Raw genomic sequence first — 17,361 nt, 5'->3', positions numbered from 1 at the left:
CGCGCACGCTACCGTGGCCCGCCGACGCCGCCGGGCGTCACTGGTCGTGGGCGCGCCGCTCCATCTGGTAGACCGCGGCCTGCGTGCGTCGCTCGAAGCCGAGCTTCGACAGCAGCCCCGAGACGTAGTTCTTCACGGTCTTCTCGGCGAGACCGAGCTCCTCGCCGATCTGCCGGTTGGTCAGGCCGTCGGCGATGAGCGCGAGCACCTGGCGCTCGCGGAGGTTCAGCGCGCTGTATCGCGGGTCGTCGTGGTCGTCCTCGCTCCTGGCGCGCTGCGAGACGCGACCGGCGAGCTTCGGATCGATGAGCGAGCGACCGGCGGCCACCGCCCGGACGTCCTCCACGATGGTCGACCCGCGCACGTTCTTCAGCACGTACCCGGCGGCCCCGGCCAGCACGGCCGACATCGACGCCGCGTCGTCGTCGTACGCGGTGAGGATCAGGCAGGCGATCCCGGGATGCCGCGACCGCACCTCGCGGCACAGGTCGATCCCGTCGCCGTCGGGCAGCCGCATGTCGAGCAGGGCGACATCGGGCACGGTCGCCTCGATGCGGGCGAGGGCCTGCGCGACGCTGCCGGCCTCCCCGACGATCTCGAGGTCGGGCTCGCGTTCGAGCAGTTCGGCGACGCCGCGACGCACGATCTCGTGGTCGTCGACGAGGAAGACTCGGGTCACGGTGTTCCCTCCTGCCGCGTGGGGCCCGGAAGGTCGGCGGGCACGGACCACCGCGCTCGCGTGCCCTCCGGGCCGGTGTCGAGGTCGAACGCGCCGCCGAGCCGCTCGGCGCGCGTGCGCAGGTTGTCGAGGCCGCTGCGCCGATCCGGCGTGCCGATGCCGCGACCGTCGTCGACGACCTCGGCGACCAGCACGTCGTCCGCGGCGACGACGGTGACCCGGACCGAGTGGGCGCCCGAGTGCTTCACCGCGTTCGAGAGCAGCTCGCGGACGGTGGCCGTGAGCTCGTCGGCGAGCGTGCCCTCCGCCACCACGTCGACGGGGCCGGTGAAGGAGACCGAGACCGGCTGCGGAAGATGCCGCGACGCCGCGCCGGCGAGGTCGATCACCCGGTGGCGCAGCGTCGGGGCGCCGGGCCGCGGGGTGAGCGCGAACACGATCGTCCGGAGCCGCGCGATCACCTCGTCGAGCATCCCGACGGCCGTCTCGATGCGCTCAGCCGCCGGAGCGGGACTGAGCGACGCCACCGCCTGGAGGTCGAGCCCGGCGCCGTAGAGCTGCTGCACGACCTGGTCGTGCAGGTCGCGCGCGATGCGCGCGCGGTCCTCGAGCAGCATCGATCGCTGCCGTGCCTCGCGCGCCTCGGCGAGCTCGTGCGCGAGCGAGACGCGGGCGGTCAGGTCCTCCGCGATGCGCATCTCGGCCGGGGTGAAGTGCGGCCAGCCCGGCTTGCGGGCCGCGGCGACGACCGCGTTCTGCCCGGCGGACCGGCGCAGTGCGACGAAGAGCACGGGTCCGGAGTACCCGTCGTCGTGCAGCGCCAGTGCGTCGCCCGCCTCACCGAACCGGCCGCCCGGTGTCGCACGGGTCTCGCCGCCCTCGAGCGTCGCCGCGGCGAGGGTCGATCCGGCCGGCAGCGTCGCACCCTCGATCGCGTCGGCGTCGACCCCACGGGCGTCGAGCACCCGCAGCGCGCCGGGCTCGTCGGCCTCGACGATGACGGCCACGCGGTCGGCGGCGCCCCGGGCCGCGAGTTCGTCGACGATGAGCCCGGCGACGACATCGGCCTCGTCGCCGCTCGTGAGCAGGGTGGAGGCGACCTGCGCGGATGCCGCCGCCCACGCCTCGCGCGTCCGTGCCTCGGCGAACCGGCGCGCGTTGTCGATCGCGACGCCGGCGGCCGCGGCGAGCGCGGAGATCAACTCCTGGTCCTCCTCGGAGAAGTCGCCGTCGGCGCTGTTGGTGAGGTACAGGTTGCCGAAGACCTCGTCGCGCACCCGCACGGGGACGCCGAGGAAGCTGTGCATGGCCGGGTGGCCGTCCGGGAACCCGACCGAGCGGTGGTCGTCGGCGATCTCGTGCAGGCGGATCGGCGCGGGGTGGTCGATGAGCGCGCCGAGCAGGCCCCGGCCCTCGGGGAGGTGGCCGATGCGCGCCGCGCTCTCCTCGGACACCCCGACGTGGATGAACTCCTCGAGGCCGCCCTGCGGGGCGAGCACGCCGAGTGCGCCGTACTCGGCGTCGACGAGGTCGACCGCGGCCTCGACGATGCGGCGGAGCACCTCCGACAGCTCGATCTGCTCGACGACGGCGTGGGTGGCGGTGAGCAGCGCCCGGAGGCGGCCCTGCGTTCGCATCACCTCGTCGGCGCGATCGATCATCTCCCTGAGCGTCCGATCGAGCTCGACCCGCGGACCGTCAGGGAACGACACTGGCGACGATTCCGACGTTCCCACCCCCAACTCCGGCGGTTTGGCGCCACTGTAGCATCCGTGCTCATCCGAGCAGGGACGATTCGGGACCAAAGACTCGTGCCCGCGCGAGTCGAGCGGCGGATGCTGTTGGCATGACGATCGTGGTCGGTTCCGACGGGAGCGTGGCCGGTCGTGCCGCGCTGAGTTGGGCGCTGGACCGAGCCCGGCGCACCGGCGACGACCTCCTGCTCGCGACCGTGGTCGACGACGGCTGGGGCACGATCGGCGGGTCCGCGCTCGCCGAGCTCACCGGGGCCGCAGAGCGGGGCACCGAGCGCGAGCTCGACTTCGTGCGCGGGCTCGCGCCGACGGTGACGACGACGGCCACGATCGCCGTGGGCAGCCCGATGCTGCGACTCGCCGACATCGCCCGCGACGCCGAGCTGATCGCCGTGGGCACGCACAAGGTGGGCTACTTCCACGGGCACGCCCTCGGCTCGCGGAGCCTGCAGCTCGCGGCGGTGTCGAGCACGCCGACCGTCGTGGTGCCGGTCACCTCCTGGCGCGGGCGCTCCGGGGTCGCGGTCGGCGCCGCGCGGGGGACCGACAGCGACGACGCCGTGCGGTTCGCCGCCGACGAGGCGCAGCTCCTCGGTGAGCCGCTGGTCATCGTGCACGCGGACGGCGACGAGGCCCGTCCTGCGGCGGGGGAGCGGGCCGCGTCGCTCGCGGCGGGGATGCACCCCGGACTGTCGATCGAGGTGCGGGGCTCGGCGGATCCCGCAGCGGCCGCGCTGATCGGCGTCTCCCGTCGGGCGATGCTCACCGTGACCGGGCGACGCGTCGCGGAGGAGGGATTCCTCCCGCTGGGCCGCACGAACTCCGACCTGCTCATGAACCTCGCGGGGCCGGTGATGGTCGTCCCGGCCCGCTCCGGATCCGTCGTCGTCGCGTCGTCCGGCACCTCCACGCCACCGGCACCCTGAGCCCGGCCGGACTTCACGGGGCGACGGTCGCGTCCGTCCTCCCTGCTCCCCTCGACCGGGCGATCAGGACGACCGCGGCCGAGGCGGCCGCCGCCCAGAGCGCCAGCACGCCCAGCGAGGCCCAGGCGAGCACCGGCCCGTCGGGCCGCCAGGCCTCGAGCAGCGCGATCCGCAGGTGCGACAGCGGGAACGCCAGCCCGATCCGGCTGAGCCAGTCGGGCCCGCCGACGAGGAACACGTCCGACGCGAAGGCGACCACGAAGAGGATCATGAGCGCCGCGGCCCCCGCCGCGCGATTGTCGGGCAGCGCCGTGGCGAGCAGGAGTCCGCACGCGGCCAGCGAGACGACGGCGAGCAGGAGCACGCCCATGCCGAGGGCGAGGCCGCCGATCGTGGTGCGGAGGCCGAACGCGAGCAGGCCCAGCAACAGCAGCGCGGCGGCGATCGCCCAGCTCACGAGCAGCGCCGCGATCCCGCGTCCGGCCCCGAGCTCGGCCGTCGACGCGGGCGTGCCGCGCAGTCGCTTGATCAGGCCGCGCTCGGCCGCACGGGACACCCAGTCCGCCGTGTTCATGAAGGCGACGACCGCGACGCCCCATGCGCACATCGCCGCCGCCGTCGAGGTGACGATCGGGATCCCGTCGCGCTCGCCGTTCTCCTGCAGGGTCACGAGCAGCCACATGAGCCCGACGGGCAGGGCCACGGCGAAGAACAGGTCGCCGGGCCGCCGCAGCGTCGAGCGGAGGGCGGCAGCGGCCAGTCCGAGCACCCGGCCGGCCGTGCCCGTCGCTCCGGCCTCGACCGGGGCGGGCAGCGTGCGCGCGGAGCCCACCGCTGCCGCGACCGGAGCGGCACGGCCGCGCCGGCCGCGCCGGTCGAACCGAGGCTCCCATCGGAACGCCAGGCCGGCCGCGACGGAACCGGCGACGCCCCACGCGCCCAGCACGGCGAGGGTGCCGAGGTTCCACGACGGGTCGTCGTACGGATCGAACAGGTCCTGCAGGCTCTCGACGAACGGCTTCAGCGGTCCGACCCAGGCGACCGTGTCGATCCAGTCCGGCAGGGTGCCGATCACGAAGATGCCGGAGATGAACGCGAGCACCACCGCCACGGCGAACGTCACCGACTCGGTCGCCCGCGCGGTCGGGAGCAGCGACCCGATCGCGATGCCGATGGCGCTGAACGAACCCAGCGCCACGAGGATCGTGATCGCGAGCGGGAGGGCGGCGCCGCCGGGGATCTCCACGCCGTACGCGGTGACGGCCACCGCGAGCACCACCCCGACCGCCGCAGCGCCGAGCGCCGACACCGCCGCCACCTGCGCCAGCACGTAGACCCACCCGGGCAGCGGCGTCCCGCGCAGGCGTTTCAGCGCGAGCGTCTCGCGATCCCCGGCCACGCCGATCGCGATCGACGGCAACGTCGCGAACAGGCATCCCATCGCGATCGCGGCCGGCGTGGCGAACTGCATCACCCGCAGGCCGGTCGTGGGATCGACGACCGCGTTGCCCGCGACGATGCCGATCAGCACGAGCCACACGAGCGGGAGCCCGAAGGTGAACACGAACGCCGTGCGAGCCCTCCAGAGCGACCGCAGCACCTGCACCGTGCGCCCGCCGACGAGGCCGATCGGATTCGGCGCCCCCGCGTCCGTCGGCGCGAGGAGGCCGGGGGAGGCCGGGCCGACGACCGGGCCGCTCACGCCGGCACCGCCGCGTCGGCCGCGGAGTGCACGGCGCGCTCGCCGACCAGCTCGAGGTACGCGTCCTCGAGCGTGGGCCGGCGCACTTCGAGCGCCCCGAGCTCCAGCCGCCGTTCGAGCGACCAGGCCGTCAGCGAGTGGAGCGTCGTGGTCGCGTCGTCGGTCGAGACGCGCCATCCCGTCCCGTCGGCCTCCAGCGTCGCGCGCGCGCCGATCGCCGCCGCGAGGCCGGCGGGGGCGCCGTCGACGCCCGGGTCCGCGGCGGCATCCGTCGTCGCGAGCCGGAAGGCGATGACCGTCCCGCGCCCGCGCGCGGCGAGTTCGGCGGGCGTGCCGAGGGCGACCAGGCGGCCGGCGACGACGACGGCCACGCGGTCGGCGAGATGCTGCGCCTCATCGAGGTAGTGGGTCGTGAGCAGCACGGTGGTGCCCGCGTCGCGCAGGTCCCGCACGATGGACCACGCGCGCCGTCTCGCCTCCGGGTCGAAGCCCACCGTCGGCTCGTCGAGGAACAGCACCTCCGGTGCGCCGACCAGTCCGAGCGCGAGGTCGAGCCGTCGGCGCTGGCCGCCGGACAGGGTCCGGACCCGCGCGGACCGCTTCCCGGTGAGCCCCACGAGCTCGATGACGGCGTCGGCGTCGAGTCGTCGCGGGTAGAGTCCGCGTTGCATCCGGACCAGCTCGAGCACCGTGGCGTCCTCGTCGAAGCCCGCCTCCTGCAGCACGATGCCGATGCGCTCCCGCAGTGCGCGCTCGCGGCGGGACGGGTCGTGCCCGAGCACGCGCACCGAGCCGGAGTCCGCAGTCCGGTGGCCCTCGATGATCTCGACGAGGGTCGTCTTGCCCGCACCGTTCGGCCCGAGCAGGGCGAACACCTCGCCGCGCGCGATCGTGAACGAGATGCCGTCCACCGCCTGCACGGAGCCGTAGGCCTTCCGCACGTCCTCGACCTCGATCGGTCGCATGGGGCACCTCCTCGCTCAGGAATCCGAGGCTAGGTGCGATCGGATGCCGCGCGCGGGTCATTGGACCCCCGGAAGTCAAGCCCCGGCGATGACCCCCGTTCGGGAGGCGATTCCCGGTCCGGCCGGGTAGGCTGCACTCCGGCAATCGCACTGAGAGACATGTTGGACGACGGAATGGAACAGCCCCGGGCAGGATCGGCGGGCGAACGGCGCGGCCGTCACGCCGCGCCCCCGTCGGGACCCCGCGGACCGCTCGACCGGGTCCTCGCCGCCGCCCTGGCGATCCTCGCCGCCGCGCGCGAGCGGGTGGTCGCGCCGGCCGCAGGGCGGGCCGCACCCCTCCGGGGGCGCGTCGCCGCCGGGACCCGGGCCGCGGTCGCCGCCGTCCGAGAAGGTCCCGTGCCGCCGTGGCTCTCGAAGCACCGCATGACGGTGCTGATCGGCGGCGCGCTCGTCGTCTCGGCCATCGCCCTCGGCGGCGCGGCGGCCATGATCGCGACGCCGACCCCCGCGGGGGTCGAGGACGAGGCGGCCGAGGCCGGCGATCGCCCGCGTCCCGGATCGAAGTTCACGATGCCGACTCCGGCGCCGTCATCGCCCGCGCCGACGCGGACCCCGGCACCGTCTCCGACCGCCACGCCCGCCCCGGACGGGACGGCGGTTCCCGACGCGACCGACGCGCCGGAGCCCACCACCGCCCCGGTCGAGCCGACCACCGAACCGGTCGACGAGTCGCCCGGCAACTCCGGCAACTCCCCGGGCGCCAGCAACCGCCCCGACAAGGACAAGGGCTGAGCGCACGCCGCCGTCCGCCGGCACCGGTGGTGTTCAGCTTGATCACACTCCGCATTCACTGATCGTTCGGGCCGGCGTGCTGCGCTAGCGTCGAACCGACCCGGACGATCGGCGAGACGAGACGGAGTCACCGTGAGCACCCCCCGCAGGGCCGAGCACCCCCGCCCGTCGCACTTCCTGCTGCACATCAGCGACACGCACCTGCTCGCCGGCGGCGGCCGCCTCTACGACCGCGTCGACTCCGATCGGCACCTCCGCGAGTTGTTCGAGCAGTTCGAGTCGTCCGGCGCGCGCCCCGACGCCATCGTGTTCACCGGCGACCTCGCCGACCGGGGCGAGCCCGAGGCCTACGACCTGCTGCGGCGCATCGTCGAACCCGCCGCCGCCCGGATCGGCTCCCGCATCCTCTGGGTCATGGGCAACCACGACGACCGCGACGCGTTCCGCCGCGGCCTGCTCGGCGACGCCGCCGGCGGTCAGCGCCCGGTCGACCGCGTCGACGACGTCGCCGGGCTCCGCATCATCACGCTCGACACCACCGTGCCCGGGCGGCACCACGGCGAGATCACGGGCGACCAGCTCGACTGGCTCGCCGAGGAGCTCTCGATCCCCGCGCCCCACGGATCGATCCTCGCGATGCACCACCCGCCGGTGCCGAGCGTGCTCGACCTCGCCGTCTCGGTCGAGCTGCGCGACCAGGCCGCGCTCGCCGAGGTCGTCGCCGGCAGCGACATCCGCTCGATCATCGCGGGCCACCTGCACTACTCGTCGACCGCGACGTTCGCCGGGGTGCCGGTCTCGGTCGCGTCGGCGAGCTGCTACACCCAGGACCTCACCGTCCCCGTCGGGGGCACCCGCGGCCGCGACGGGGCGCGCGCGTTCAACCTGGTGCACGTCTACCCCGACACGGTGCTGCACTCGATCGTGCCGGTCGGCGAGACGCCCGCGCTCGACTGGGTCGACGCCGACGAGACCCGCCGGCGCCTCGCGGCGGACGGCGTCGCGATCCCGGATGCCGCACCGCGGACGGCGCGCGAGCCGGAGGCGCCGCTCACCAGCCCGACGCCGCTGCTCGCCTAGCCTTCCGGACCGCCCGCAGGCTCAGGCGGCGGGGTCGTCGGCGCGCGGCGGCAGGGCCGGCTCGTCGACCTCGGCGGCTGCCGCGGCATCCGCGGCATCCGCCGCCGTCTTCTCCCACGGGGCCGGGAACGGGAAGTACCGCTCGAGGAAGTCGATGACCGCCTCGGTGCGCTCCTCGACCGAGATCTCGGGGAAGCTGCCGTCGTTGAGGCAGAACATGTCCATGTCGCGCCGCTTCAGCAGGCGCTTCATCGCGGGCAGGGCGCGTCGCAGCGTGGTCTCGATGTACTTGACCTTCGCGTCGGTCTGCACCACCGCGCGCCCCGTGAGCAGGGCGTAGTAGTGGTAGAGCGAGTTCGTGACCGAGATGTCGGTCGCCGAGCGGAAGCGGCTCGCGGCGGTGCTGCGGAACTCCGCGGGGAACTCCGCCTCGAGCTCGGCCATGACGCTCCGGCGCAGCGGTGCCGCGCAGTGCTCCAGGTGGCGGGTGGTCACCTTGCCGAAGCGGTCGCGGAGCAGGCGCCGGTTCACGCGCGCCGCGTTCTCGAATCCCGAGCGGCTCGGATCGGAGTCGCCGAGGCCGATGCGGGTGCCGGCCTCGACGAACTTCGTGACGCCGCCGGGGGAGAAGAACAGGTCGGGCGAGAGCGGGCGCCCGAAGAACATGTCGTCGTTCGAGTAGAGGAAGTGCTCGGCGATCCCCGGGATGCGGTGCAGCTGGCTCTCGACCGCGTGGGAGTTGTACGTCGGCAGGACCGACGTGTCGGCGAACATGTCCTCGGCCCGGACGATCGTGACCTTGGGGTGCTTGGCGAGCCACGCGGGCGGGCGCGAGTCGGTGCAGATGAAGATGCGGCGCACCCACGGCGCGAACAGGTGCACCGAGCGCAGCGCGTACTTCAGCTCGTCGATCTGGCGGTACCGCGCCTCGGAGTCGTCGCCCTCGCCGACGACGTACGTCTGCATGCGCCGGGCGCGCTCGCGGAGGAACTCGACGTCGGAGCCGTCGACCCACGAGAACACCATGTCGATCTCGAAGTCGACGTCGCTGGCGAGCGGCGCCCACATGTGCTCGAGCGTGCGCCAGTCGCGGCCGTGCAGGTGCACCGTCTCCTCCACGGCCTCGGCGCGGGGGAGCGTGCGCCGCATCAGCGCGTTCTCGACGGGGGCCTCGATGACGTCCTCGCCGAAGCGCCAGAACTCGAGCTGCACCGCGCTCTCGGCGCCGTACCGCAGCCGGCCGACGGGTTCGATCCGGGGGCGGTACAGGCGCACGGCGCCGGGCTTCCGGTGCGTCGACAGTGCGCCGTCGGCGACCAGGACGTGCGGGTCGTCGGCCCACTTCTCGGGCATCAGGGTGGCCGAGTAGAACGGTTCGTCGGCGAACGCCGCGGCGAGCGCGCGCACGACCGCCTTGCGCTCGGCGCGGTCGACGGCGATGACCGGCCGGCCGCCGTCGCGTCGCACGAGCAGGAAGTCGATCGCGGCGTCGTCGAGGGCGGATGCCACGGCGCAGAGGTCCTCGACCATCGACTCCTGCGGCGTCGCGTGCCCGTTCCGGAGGGCGTACTGGCCCTTGCGGACGACGATGTCCTCGCGGTCGAAGCGGGTGTGGGTCGCGTCGGGCGAGACGAGGACCAGCTCGGGCACGTCGCTCAGGCGCAGCCCGGGGTCCGGGTCGGGACGGCGGCGGCGGAAAGCGTCGCCGGTCTGGGGCATGCGGTCGCGGCGGGGCTCGGCGGGCTCGGTCGTCGTCACGTCGTGAGGTGCTCCTCGGTCGGGGTCGCTGCGCCGATCGACGCGGTGATGCTCTCATGGTACGTCCGCCGCGCGCACGCGCCGACGGGCTTGCATGCGCCGCCCCCGCATGCCCGGCGGCCGGGTGGCGGTACGCAGGGCCCGGCCTACACTGGTTCGGGTCGAAGGGGGTCGGGATGCGTCCGCTCAGCGAGGACGAGCTCCGGTCGTCGTTCGTGAACGCGACCGACCGCGAGCTCGAGGAGCTCGAACTGCCGCTGGAGTACCTGCTGGTCGACTGGGAGCGCGTCGACGCGCTGGCCTGGCGCGACCGCAGGGCGAGCCGCCGCGGCTACCTCGTCACGATCATCGACGAGGAGCCGGTCGGGGTGGTGCTCCGCGCGGCCGACCCGCCGTCGTCGCGGTTCCGCGCCGGCATGTGCAACCTGTGCCACACGCAGCAGCCCGCCAACCAGGTCACGATGTTCTCCGCGCGCCGGGCGGGCGAGGCGGGCCGCAACGGCGACTCGATCGGCACCTACGCGTGCAGCGACCTCTCGTGCCAGGAGAACGTGCGGCTGCACGCGCCGCTGGCGCCTGCCGAGGTGCGCTCGGGTGCGCATTCCTGGGCCCGGATCGACGGCCTCGCCCGTCGCACGCGCGCCTTCGTCGAGGGCGTGCGGGCCGGCTGAGTCCCGGAGGGCGCCGGTCAGGCGTCGAGCGCGACCGGTTCGAGCGCGGCGCGCTTGGGCACGCGCCCGTCGCCCGACGAGCGCCCGGTCAGGCGTCGGCCGATCCACGGCAGCACGTACTCGCGGTAGTACACCGCCGTGTTGCGACTGCGCGGTCCGGCCGGCCCGGCCGCCACCTCGGCGACGCCCCACTCCTCGGGCACCGGCAGCCCGAGCGCCGTGAGCACGTTCGACGCGACGCGGGCGTGGCCGAGCGAGTTGAGGTGCAGCTTGTCGGCCGACCAGTAGCGGATGTCGCGGAGCCCGCGGTCGGCGAAGTTGTCGACGAACGTGACCCCGTCGAGCGAGGCGAGGTCGTACAGCGCCGCGGTCAGGCGGGTTCCGCGCGCGTCGAACACCCGCCCGAGCGGCAGGTGGTCGGTCGGGTTCGCGCCGCTCAGCATGAGCACGTGGATGCCCTCGTCGCGGATGCGGTGCACCGCCTGCCGGAAGCGGTCGGCCACGAGCTCCTCGGGCATCCGCGGTCGCAGCATGTCGTTGCCGCCCCCGTTGAAGCTGATCACCTCGGGGCGCAGCGCGATCGCCGCCTCGAGCTGCTCGTCGACGATGGGGCCGAGCTTGCGCCCGCGGATGGCGAGGTTCGCGTACCGCACCGGCTCCGGCGCGGCCTCCTTCGCCATCCCGAGCGCGACGAAGTCGGCCCAGCCCCGCACGCTTCCGTCGGGCAGCTCGTCGCCCACGCCCTCGGTGAAGCTGTCGCCGATCGCCGCGTAGGAATGGAAGAGCATGCGCTCCACGCTAGCGCGCGAGCTGCGAGACCGGGCGGGGGTTGCGCCCGGGGGCACGCGGGCGCGTTCAGTGCGGGTGCGCGTGCTCCAACTCGCAGTCGCTGCCCGGGTAGAGCAGGGCCTCGTGCCCGTCGTCGAACCGCACGACGTACGGCGGGGCGCCGCCCTCGCCGCGCACCTCGAGGACCTCGCCGTGCCGTTCGGCGCTGCCCACCTGCTTGCCGTGGATGACCAGCCGATCTCCGACCGTGGCCTGCATCGGAACCCCCTCCTGTCACGAGTGCCGTCCTCGTTCCACGGTACGCCGACCCGGGCGGGGCCGGAAGGGCCGACGGGCGCGCGGCCGGCCGCCGGTCAGTCGGTCGCGAGCAGCGCCGCCCACAGGTCGGCCCGCGCGTGGAAGCCGGACAGGTCGCGGCCGAGCAGCCGCTCCGCGAGCGCGATGCGGCTGCGGACGGTGTGCCGGTGCACGCCGAGCTCCTGCGCGGTGGCGTCGAACTGCCCGCCGTTGGCCAGCCAGGCCCGGGTCGTCTCGAGCAGGGCGGTGCCGTTGGCGGCGTCGTGCTCGATCAGCGGTGCGAGCGTCGCCCGGGCGACGGCGCGCGCGTCGGTCCGCGCGAGGAAGGCGAGCACGCCCTGGCGGCTGATGTCGTCGAACATGGTCACGCCCGGCCCGGTCTCGCGTGCGCGGTCGAGCGCTCGGAGCGCCTGCTCGTGCAGTTCGGCGAGCTCGGTGACGGATGCCGCATCCGAGACGCCGACCGGCACGTCGAACTCGCCGGCCAGCTCGTCGGCCACGTCGCTGCCCGCGTCCTCCATGACGAGCACGACGGACTCGCCGTCGCGGCCGAAGAACAGCCGCCCGCCCCGCTCGTCGACGCGGAGCTCGAGGAACTCGGCGACGCGGTCGATGTGCTCGGTCGGCAGGTCGCAGACGGCGACGCGCACGGGGTCGGCCGGCAGCGGCCCCCACATCTCGGCGGAGACCTCGCTCGCGAGGTGCACGTCGCCCGCGAGCATCGAGCGCAGCAGGCCCGAGCGCAGGTGGCCGCGCGCGCGATCGAGGTCGCGGTTCTGCTCGAGGGCGAGGCCGGCGAGTGCGATGACCGCGGTGACGACCTCGCGCCCGGCCTGGTCGAGCTCGGGGGACTCGCCGATGGCGAGCACGCCGCGCAGGGCGCCGCCGGCGCCGAGCGTCTGCAGCGTCATCCGCTGGGGCGCGCCGACGGAACCGCCCGCCTCGAGGGTGCGGCTCGCCCGTTGCCCTCGGCGCAGCATGGAGCGGGCCTCGCCGACCACCTCGCCGAGCGCCGGCTGACCGAGGCCGCCGATGGGGGCCTCGCGATCGAGCGCGCCGGCGGCGTCGACCAGGCCCACCCAGGTGCCGAGGCGGCCGCTCAGCTCGGACAGCGTCGCGCCGAGGCCGTCGGGCCGGAGGGCGGCGAGCGAGATCGCTCGCTGCGCCTGGAGCGCCCAAGCCTGGCGGGCGTTCGCATCGGCCGCGTTGAGGTCGGCGACCGTGCGGGCCACCCGGATGAAGGGCACCCGGTAGGGCACCTCGAACAACGGCACCCCGTGCCGCTCGCATGCCGCGACGAGGGGCGCCGGCGTGCCCGCGCGAACCACCTCGGTGCCGAACCCGAGGGCGGCCAGTCCCACGCCGGCCAGGCGCGCCACGTAGGCGTCGAACACGGCAGGGTCGTCGTGGTCGGTGTCCGGACCGAACTGCGTGCCGGTCGTCAGCAGCACCTGGCCCCGCTCGAGGAACGGCGACGGGTCGTCGAGGTCGGAGCCGTGCACCCACGGCACGGGCGCGTCGAGGGCGCCGTCGGGGAGCGCGGACTCGTCCACGAGTGACGTGAGTGCGAGGTCGCTCCGCTCGAGCAGGGTGCGCACGGTGGGCTTCACGGGACCTCCTCGGTGTACGCCACGTCGAGAACGCTGGTGTCGAGTGTACATCCGGGCGGGGGTGACATCCGATCCCCCCTGCCTACCATTGCCCGACACCGCCACCGTCGTCACCGCATCGGAGCACCCATGACCATCGTCGATCCCACGGCCACCGCCGTCGGCGGCCCCGCCCTCCCGCAGGAGCGCCGCCTCGTCACCAGCATCCCGGGCCCGCGCTCGCAGGAGCTCATCGCCCGCAAGGCGCAGGCCGTCGCGAAGGGCGTCGGGCACACCATCCCCGTCTCGGTGGTCGCAGCCGGGGGCGGCGTCATCGTCGACGCCGACGGCAACTCGATCATCGACCTCGGCTCGGGCATCGCCGTGACCGGCGTCGGCAACTCGAACCCGCGCGTCGTCGACGCCGTGAAGGCGCAGCTCGACGCGTTCACCCACACCTGCTTCACCGTCGCGCCCTACGACGGCTACGTCGCCGTCGCCGAGAAGCTCAACGAGCTCACCCCGGGCGACCACGAGAAGCGCTCCGCGCTGTTCAACTCGGGCGCCGAGGCCGTCGAGAACGCCGTCAAGATCGCGCGCCACTTCACGAAGAAGATGGCCGTCGTCGCGTTCGACCACGCCTACCACGGCCGCACCAACCTCACCATGGGCCTCACCGCGAAGAACATCCCCTACAAGGACGGCTTCGGCCCGTTCGCGCCCGAGGTGTACCGCGCCCCGCTCAGCTACCCGTACCGCGACAACGGCCTCTCCGGCGCCGAGGCGGCCGCCCGGGCGATCACGCAGATCGAGAAGCAGATCGGCGCGAACAACCTGGCCGCGATCATCATCGAGCCCATCCAGGGCGAGGGCGGATTCATCGTCCCCGCGCCCGGCTTCCTGCCGGCGCTCGTGAAGTGGGCGAACGAGAACGACGTCGTGTTCATCGCCGACGAGGTGCAGACCGGCTTCGGCCGCACCGGCGCCTGGTTCGCCAGCGAGCACGACGGCATCGTCCCCGACCTCGTCGTCACGGCCAAGGGCATCGCCGGCGGCCTGCCGCTGTCGGCCGTCACCGGCCGTGCCGACATCATGGACTCCGCCCACGCGGGCGGCCTCGGCGGCACCTACGGCGGCAACCCGCTCGCATGCGCCGCCGCGCTCGCCGCGATCGAGTCGTACGAGCAGGACGGCCTCATCGAGCGCGCGCAAGAGATCGGCGCCGTGCTCATCGGCCGCCTCAACGCCCTGCGCACCGCCGACGCCCGCATCGGCGACGTCCGCGGTCGCGGCGCCATGGTCGCCATCGAGCTGGTCGACCCCGCCACCGGCGCGCCCGACGCCGCGCTCACGGGCCGGCTCGCGGCGTACGCCCACGCGAACGGCGTGCTCGTGCTCACGTGCGGCACCTACGGCAACGTCATCCGCTTCCTGCCGCCGCTCACCATCGACGACGAGCTCCTCATCGAGGGCCTCGACGTCATCGCCGAAGGGCTGCGCACCGCATGAACCCCGTGACGGCGCCGACGACGTCGCCCCTGGCCGCCGTGCCGGCGACGGATGCCGCGGCATCCGCCGCCCGCGCAGACGCGGAACCGACCCCGCTCGCCGACGCGCGCGCACAGCTCTCCGAGGCCGTGGCGCTGCTCGGCTACGGCGACGGCCTGCACCAGATGCTCGCGACCCCGCGACGCGAGCTGAGCGTGGCCGTGCCGCTCCGCCTGGACTCGGGCGAGAGCCGCCTGTACCTGGGCTACCGCGTGCAGCACAACTTCTCGCGCGGCCCCGCCAAGGGCGGCCTCCGCTACGCGCCGAACGTGAACCTCGACGAGGTGCGCGCGCTCGCGATGTGGATGACCTGGAAGTGCGCCCTCCTCGACGTGCCGTACGGCGGCGCCAAGGGCGGGCTCGCGATCGACCCGCGCGAGCACTCGACGGCCGAGCTCGAGCGCGTGACCCGCCGCTACACGAGCGAGATCCTGCCGATCATCGGCCCGGAGCGCGACATCCCCGCACCCGACATCGGCACCGACGAGCAGACCATGGCCTGGATCATGGACACCTACTCGGTCAACTCGGGCTACACCGTGCCCGGCATCGTGACCGGCAAGCCGATCTCGCTCGGCGGCTCGCTCGGGCGCGCCTCGGCCACCTCGCGCGGCGTGACGCACATCGCGCTCGCGGCCCTCCGGCACGCCGGGTTCGAGCCGTCGCGCTCGACCGCCGCCGTGCAGGGCTTCGGCAAGGTCGGCGCGGATGCCGCGCGGTTCCTCGCCGAGGCCGGCGTGCGCGTCACCGCGGTGAGCGACCAGTACGGCGCCGTGCGCAACGACCAGGGCCTCGACCTCGAGGCCCTGTCCGACCACGTGCGCGCCACCGGGTCGGTCATCGGCTTCGACGGCGCCGACGAGCTGCACCGCGACGACCTGCTGACGCAGGACGTCGACCTGCTCGTGCCGGCCGCCGTCGAGGGCGTGCTCAACGAGTCCAACGCGCGCGACGTGCTCGCCCGCGTGATCGTCGAGGGCGCCAACGGCCCCACGACGCCCGCCGCCGACGCGATCCTGCGCGAGCGCGGCGTCCTCGTCGTCCCCGACATCCTCGCCAACGCGGGCGGTGTCATCGTCTCGTACTTCGAGTGGGTGCAGGCCAACCAGGCGTACTGGTGGCGTGCCGACGAGGTCGAGAGCAGACTTGAGGAGCGGATGCTGAACGCCTGGCGTCACGTCCTCGGCTACGCCGAGGCCCGCGACCTCTCGCTCCGCACCGCCGCCACGGCGCTCGCCGTCGAGCGCGTCGCCGAGGCGCATCGCATCCGCGGCCTCTACCCGTGATCGCGCGAGACCCGCGCACGACTGGAACGGACAACCAACGCATGACCACTGCAACGCAGGAATCCGCCCTCCTCGACCGCGTCGCCGACGGCCTCTTCATCGGCGGCGACTGGATCGGGGCCGAGGGCGGGAAGACCTTCGAGGTCCGCGACCCGTCCACGGGCGAGGTCATCAAGACCATCGCCGACGCGTCGCCGGCCGACGGGATCCGCGCCCTCGACGCGGCCGTCGCCGCGCAGGACGCGTGGGCCGCGACCGCCCCGCGCGAGCGCGGCGAGATCCTCCGCCGCGCCTTCGACACGCTCATGGAGCGCGCCGACGACTTCGCGCTCCTCATGACCCTCGAGATGGGCAAGCCGCTCGCCGAGGCGCGCGGCGAGGTCAAGTACGGCGGCGAGTTCCTCCGCTGGTTCAGCGAGGAGGCCGTGCGCATCACCGGCCGCTACGGCTGGAACCCCGAGGGCACCGGCCGCATCGTGGTCGCGCAGCGCCCCGTGGGCCCGTCGTACTTCATCACGCCGTGGAACTTCCCGCTCGCCATGGCGACCCGCAAGATCGCGCCGGCGCTCGCCGCGGGCTGCACCGTGGTCGTCAAGCCGGCCGCGCTGACGCCGCTCACGACCATCGCGTTCGTGCAGCTGCTCGAGGAGGTCGGGCTGCCGAAGGGCGTCGTGAACGTGGTCACCACCACGAGCTCGTCGAAGGTCTCTGGCCCGATCATCGCCGACCCGCGCCTGCGCAAGCTCTCGTTCACCGGCTCGACCGAGGTCGGCCGCAAGCTCATCGAGCAGTCGGCGCAGGGCATCCTCCGCACCTCGATGGAGCTCGGCGGCAACGCCCCCTTCGTCGTCTTCGAGGACGCCGACCTGGACAAGGCGGTCGAGGGCGCGATGGTCGCGAAGTTCCGCAACATCGGCCAGGCCTGCACGGCGGCGAACCGCTTCATCGTGCACGAGTCGGTCGCGGCGGAGTTCGCGCGTCGCGTCACCGAGCGCGTCTCGGGCATGAACGTCGGGCGCGGCACCGAGGAGGGCGTGCACATCGGCCCGCTCATCGACGCCGACGCGGTCGCCTCGACGCACGAGCTCGTGACCGACGCGGTCGACAAGGGCGCGAAGGTCCTCGCCGGCGGTTCGGCGATCGACGGCGCCGGCACGTTCTACGCGCCGACCGTGCTCGGCGACGTGACCTCCGACGCGCGCCTGCTCCGCGAGGAGATCTTCGGACCGGTCCTCGGCATCACCACGTTCGCCGACGAGGACGAGGCCGTGCGCCTCGCGAACTCCACGGAGTACGGCCTCATCTCCTACGTGTTCACGCAGGACCTCGCGCGCGGCCACCGCATGATCGACCGCCTCGACACCGGCATGATGGGCCTGAACACGGGTCTCGTCTCGAACGCGGCGGCCCCCTTCGGCGGCGTCAAGCAGTCGGGCATCGGCCGCGAGGGCGGCTTCGAGGGCATCCACGAGTTCCTCGACACGAAGTACACGCTGATCCCGGCCTAGCCGCCGGGCGAGCG

15 protein-coding genes are annotated in these 17,361 nt (G+C 73.9%); 7 read left to right on the top strand and 8 right to left on the bottom strand.

Annotated elements, in window-relative coordinates:
* Positions 1-37: 37 nt before the first annotated feature.
* Positions 38-679, bottom strand: coding sequence for a response regulator (locus ACUY4T_RS04355; RefSeq protein WP_446017680.1), 642 nt, complete (start codon positions 677-679; stop codon positions 38-40).
* Complete coding sequence (locus ACUY4T_RS04350) at positions 676-2,340, bottom strand: GAF domain-containing sensor histidine kinase (RefSeq protein ID WP_446017679.1); 1,665 nt, start codon at positions 2,338-2,340, stop codon at positions 676-678. The genes ACUY4T_RS04355 and ACUY4T_RS04350 overlap by 4 nt, the downstream gene beginning before the upstream one ends.
* A 185-nt stretch (positions 2,341-2,525) precedes the next feature.
* Here ACUY4T_RS04350 and ACUY4T_RS04345 point away from each other — a divergent pair, with 185 nt between their 5' ends.
* Complete coding sequence (locus ACUY4T_RS04345; protein WP_446017678.1) at positions 2,526-3,359, top strand: universal stress protein; 834 nt, start codon at positions 2,526-2,528, stop codon at positions 3,357-3,359.
* Between the two features lie 13 nt (positions 3,360-3,372).
* Here ACUY4T_RS04345 and ACUY4T_RS04340 read toward each other — a convergent pair whose 3' ends face one another.
* Both ACUY4T_RS04340 and ACUY4T_RS04335 read right to left on the bottom strand, forming a co-directional pair.
* The gene (locus tag ACUY4T_RS04340; protein WP_446017677.1) at positions 3,373-5,061 is read right to left on the bottom strand and encodes an ABC transporter permease; all 1,689 of its coding nucleotides are present in this window, start codon (positions 5,059-5,061) and stop codon (positions 3,373-3,375) included.
* Positions 5,058-6,026 (bottom strand): ABC transporter ATP-binding protein, encoded by a 969-nt coding sequence (locus ACUY4T_RS04335; protein WP_446017676.1) that lies wholly within the window; start codon positions 6,024-6,026, stop codon positions 5,058-5,060. The genes ACUY4T_RS04340 and ACUY4T_RS04335 overlap by 4 nt, the downstream gene beginning before the upstream one ends.
* A 174-nt stretch (positions 6,027-6,200) precedes the next feature.
* On the opposite strand from ACUY4T_RS04335, the gene ACUY4T_RS04330 reads away from it, so the two are divergent.
* Complete coding sequence (locus ACUY4T_RS04330; RefSeq protein WP_446017675.1) at positions 6,201-6,821, top strand: hypothetical protein; 621 nt, start codon at positions 6,201-6,203, stop codon at positions 6,819-6,821.
* A 132-nt stretch (positions 6,822-6,953) separates the two neighbouring features.
* Entirely contained in the window at positions 6,954-7,901 is a 948-nt protein-coding gene (locus tag ACUY4T_RS04325; protein ID WP_446017674.1) for a phosphodiesterase, read from the top strand.
* A 21-nt stretch (positions 7,902-7,922) separates the two neighbouring features.
* On the opposite strand, the gene ACUY4T_RS04320 is transcribed toward ACUY4T_RS04325, so the two are convergent.
* Positions 7,923-9,620, bottom strand: a complete 1,698-nt coding sequence (locus tag ACUY4T_RS04320) for a stealth family protein (RefSeq protein WP_446017781.1) — start codon at positions 9,618-9,620, stop codon at positions 7,923-7,925.
* 215 nt (positions 9,621-9,835) lie between these two features.
* Here ACUY4T_RS04320 and ACUY4T_RS04315 point away from each other — a divergent pair, with 215 nt between their 5' ends.
* Complete coding sequence (locus ACUY4T_RS04315) at positions 9,836-10,330, top strand: FBP domain-containing protein (protein ID WP_446017673.1); 495 nt, start codon at positions 9,836-9,838, stop codon at positions 10,328-10,330.
* A 17-nt stretch (positions 10,331-10,347) separates the two neighbouring features.
* Here ACUY4T_RS04315 and ACUY4T_RS04310 read toward each other — a convergent pair whose 3' ends face one another.
* The 3 genes from ACUY4T_RS04310 to ACUY4T_RS04300 form a co-directional block, all read right to left on the bottom strand.
* Positions 10,348-11,118 (bottom strand): SGNH/GDSL hydrolase family protein, encoded by a 771-nt coding sequence (locus ACUY4T_RS04310; RefSeq protein WP_446017672.1) that lies wholly within the window; start codon positions 11,116-11,118, stop codon positions 10,348-10,350.
* A 67-nt stretch (positions 11,119-11,185) separates the two neighbouring features.
* The gene (locus ACUY4T_RS04305; RefSeq protein ID WP_446017671.1) at positions 11,186-11,377 is read right to left on the bottom strand and encodes a DUF1918 domain-containing protein; all 192 of its coding nucleotides are present in this window, start codon (positions 11,375-11,377) and stop codon (positions 11,186-11,188) included.
* 95 nt (positions 11,378-11,472) lie between these two features.
* The gene (locus ACUY4T_RS04300) at positions 11,473-13,026 is read right to left on the bottom strand and encodes a PucR family transcriptional regulator (protein WP_446017670.1); all 1,554 of its coding nucleotides are present in this window, start codon (positions 13,024-13,026) and stop codon (positions 11,473-11,475) included.
* A gap of 129 nt (positions 13,027-13,155) precedes the next feature.
* On the opposite strand from ACUY4T_RS04300, the gene gabT reads away from it, so the two are divergent.
* Genes gabT through ACUY4T_RS04285 form a run of 3 tightly spaced genes read left to right on the top strand, consistent with a single transcriptional unit; the run spans position 13,156 to position 17,347 of the window.
* Complete coding sequence (gene gabT, locus ACUY4T_RS04295; protein ID WP_446017669.1) at positions 13,156-14,514, top strand: 4-aminobutyrate--2-oxoglutarate transaminase; 1,359 nt, start codon at positions 13,156-13,158, stop codon at positions 14,512-14,514.
* The gene (locus tag ACUY4T_RS04290; protein ID WP_446017668.1) at positions 14,511-15,839 is read left to right on the top strand and encodes a Glu/Leu/Phe/Val family dehydrogenase; all 1,329 of its coding nucleotides are present in this window, start codon (positions 14,511-14,513) and stop codon (positions 15,837-15,839) included. Before gabT ends, ACUY4T_RS04290 begins: the two co-directional genes overlap by 4 nt.
* A 41-nt stretch (positions 15,840-15,880) precedes the next feature.
* The gene (locus ACUY4T_RS04285) at positions 15,881-17,347 is read left to right on the top strand and encodes an NAD-dependent succinate-semialdehyde dehydrogenase (RefSeq protein WP_446017667.1); all 1,467 of its coding nucleotides are present in this window, start codon (positions 15,881-15,883) and stop codon (positions 17,345-17,347) included.
* Positions 17,348-17,361: the final 14 nt, after the last annotated feature.

The sequence above is a fragment of the Agromyces arachidis genome, from assembly GCF_052805135.1.
The sequence above is the reverse complement of the archived record's forward strand: the minus strand, read 5'-3'. Positions and strand labels throughout refer to the sequence as shown.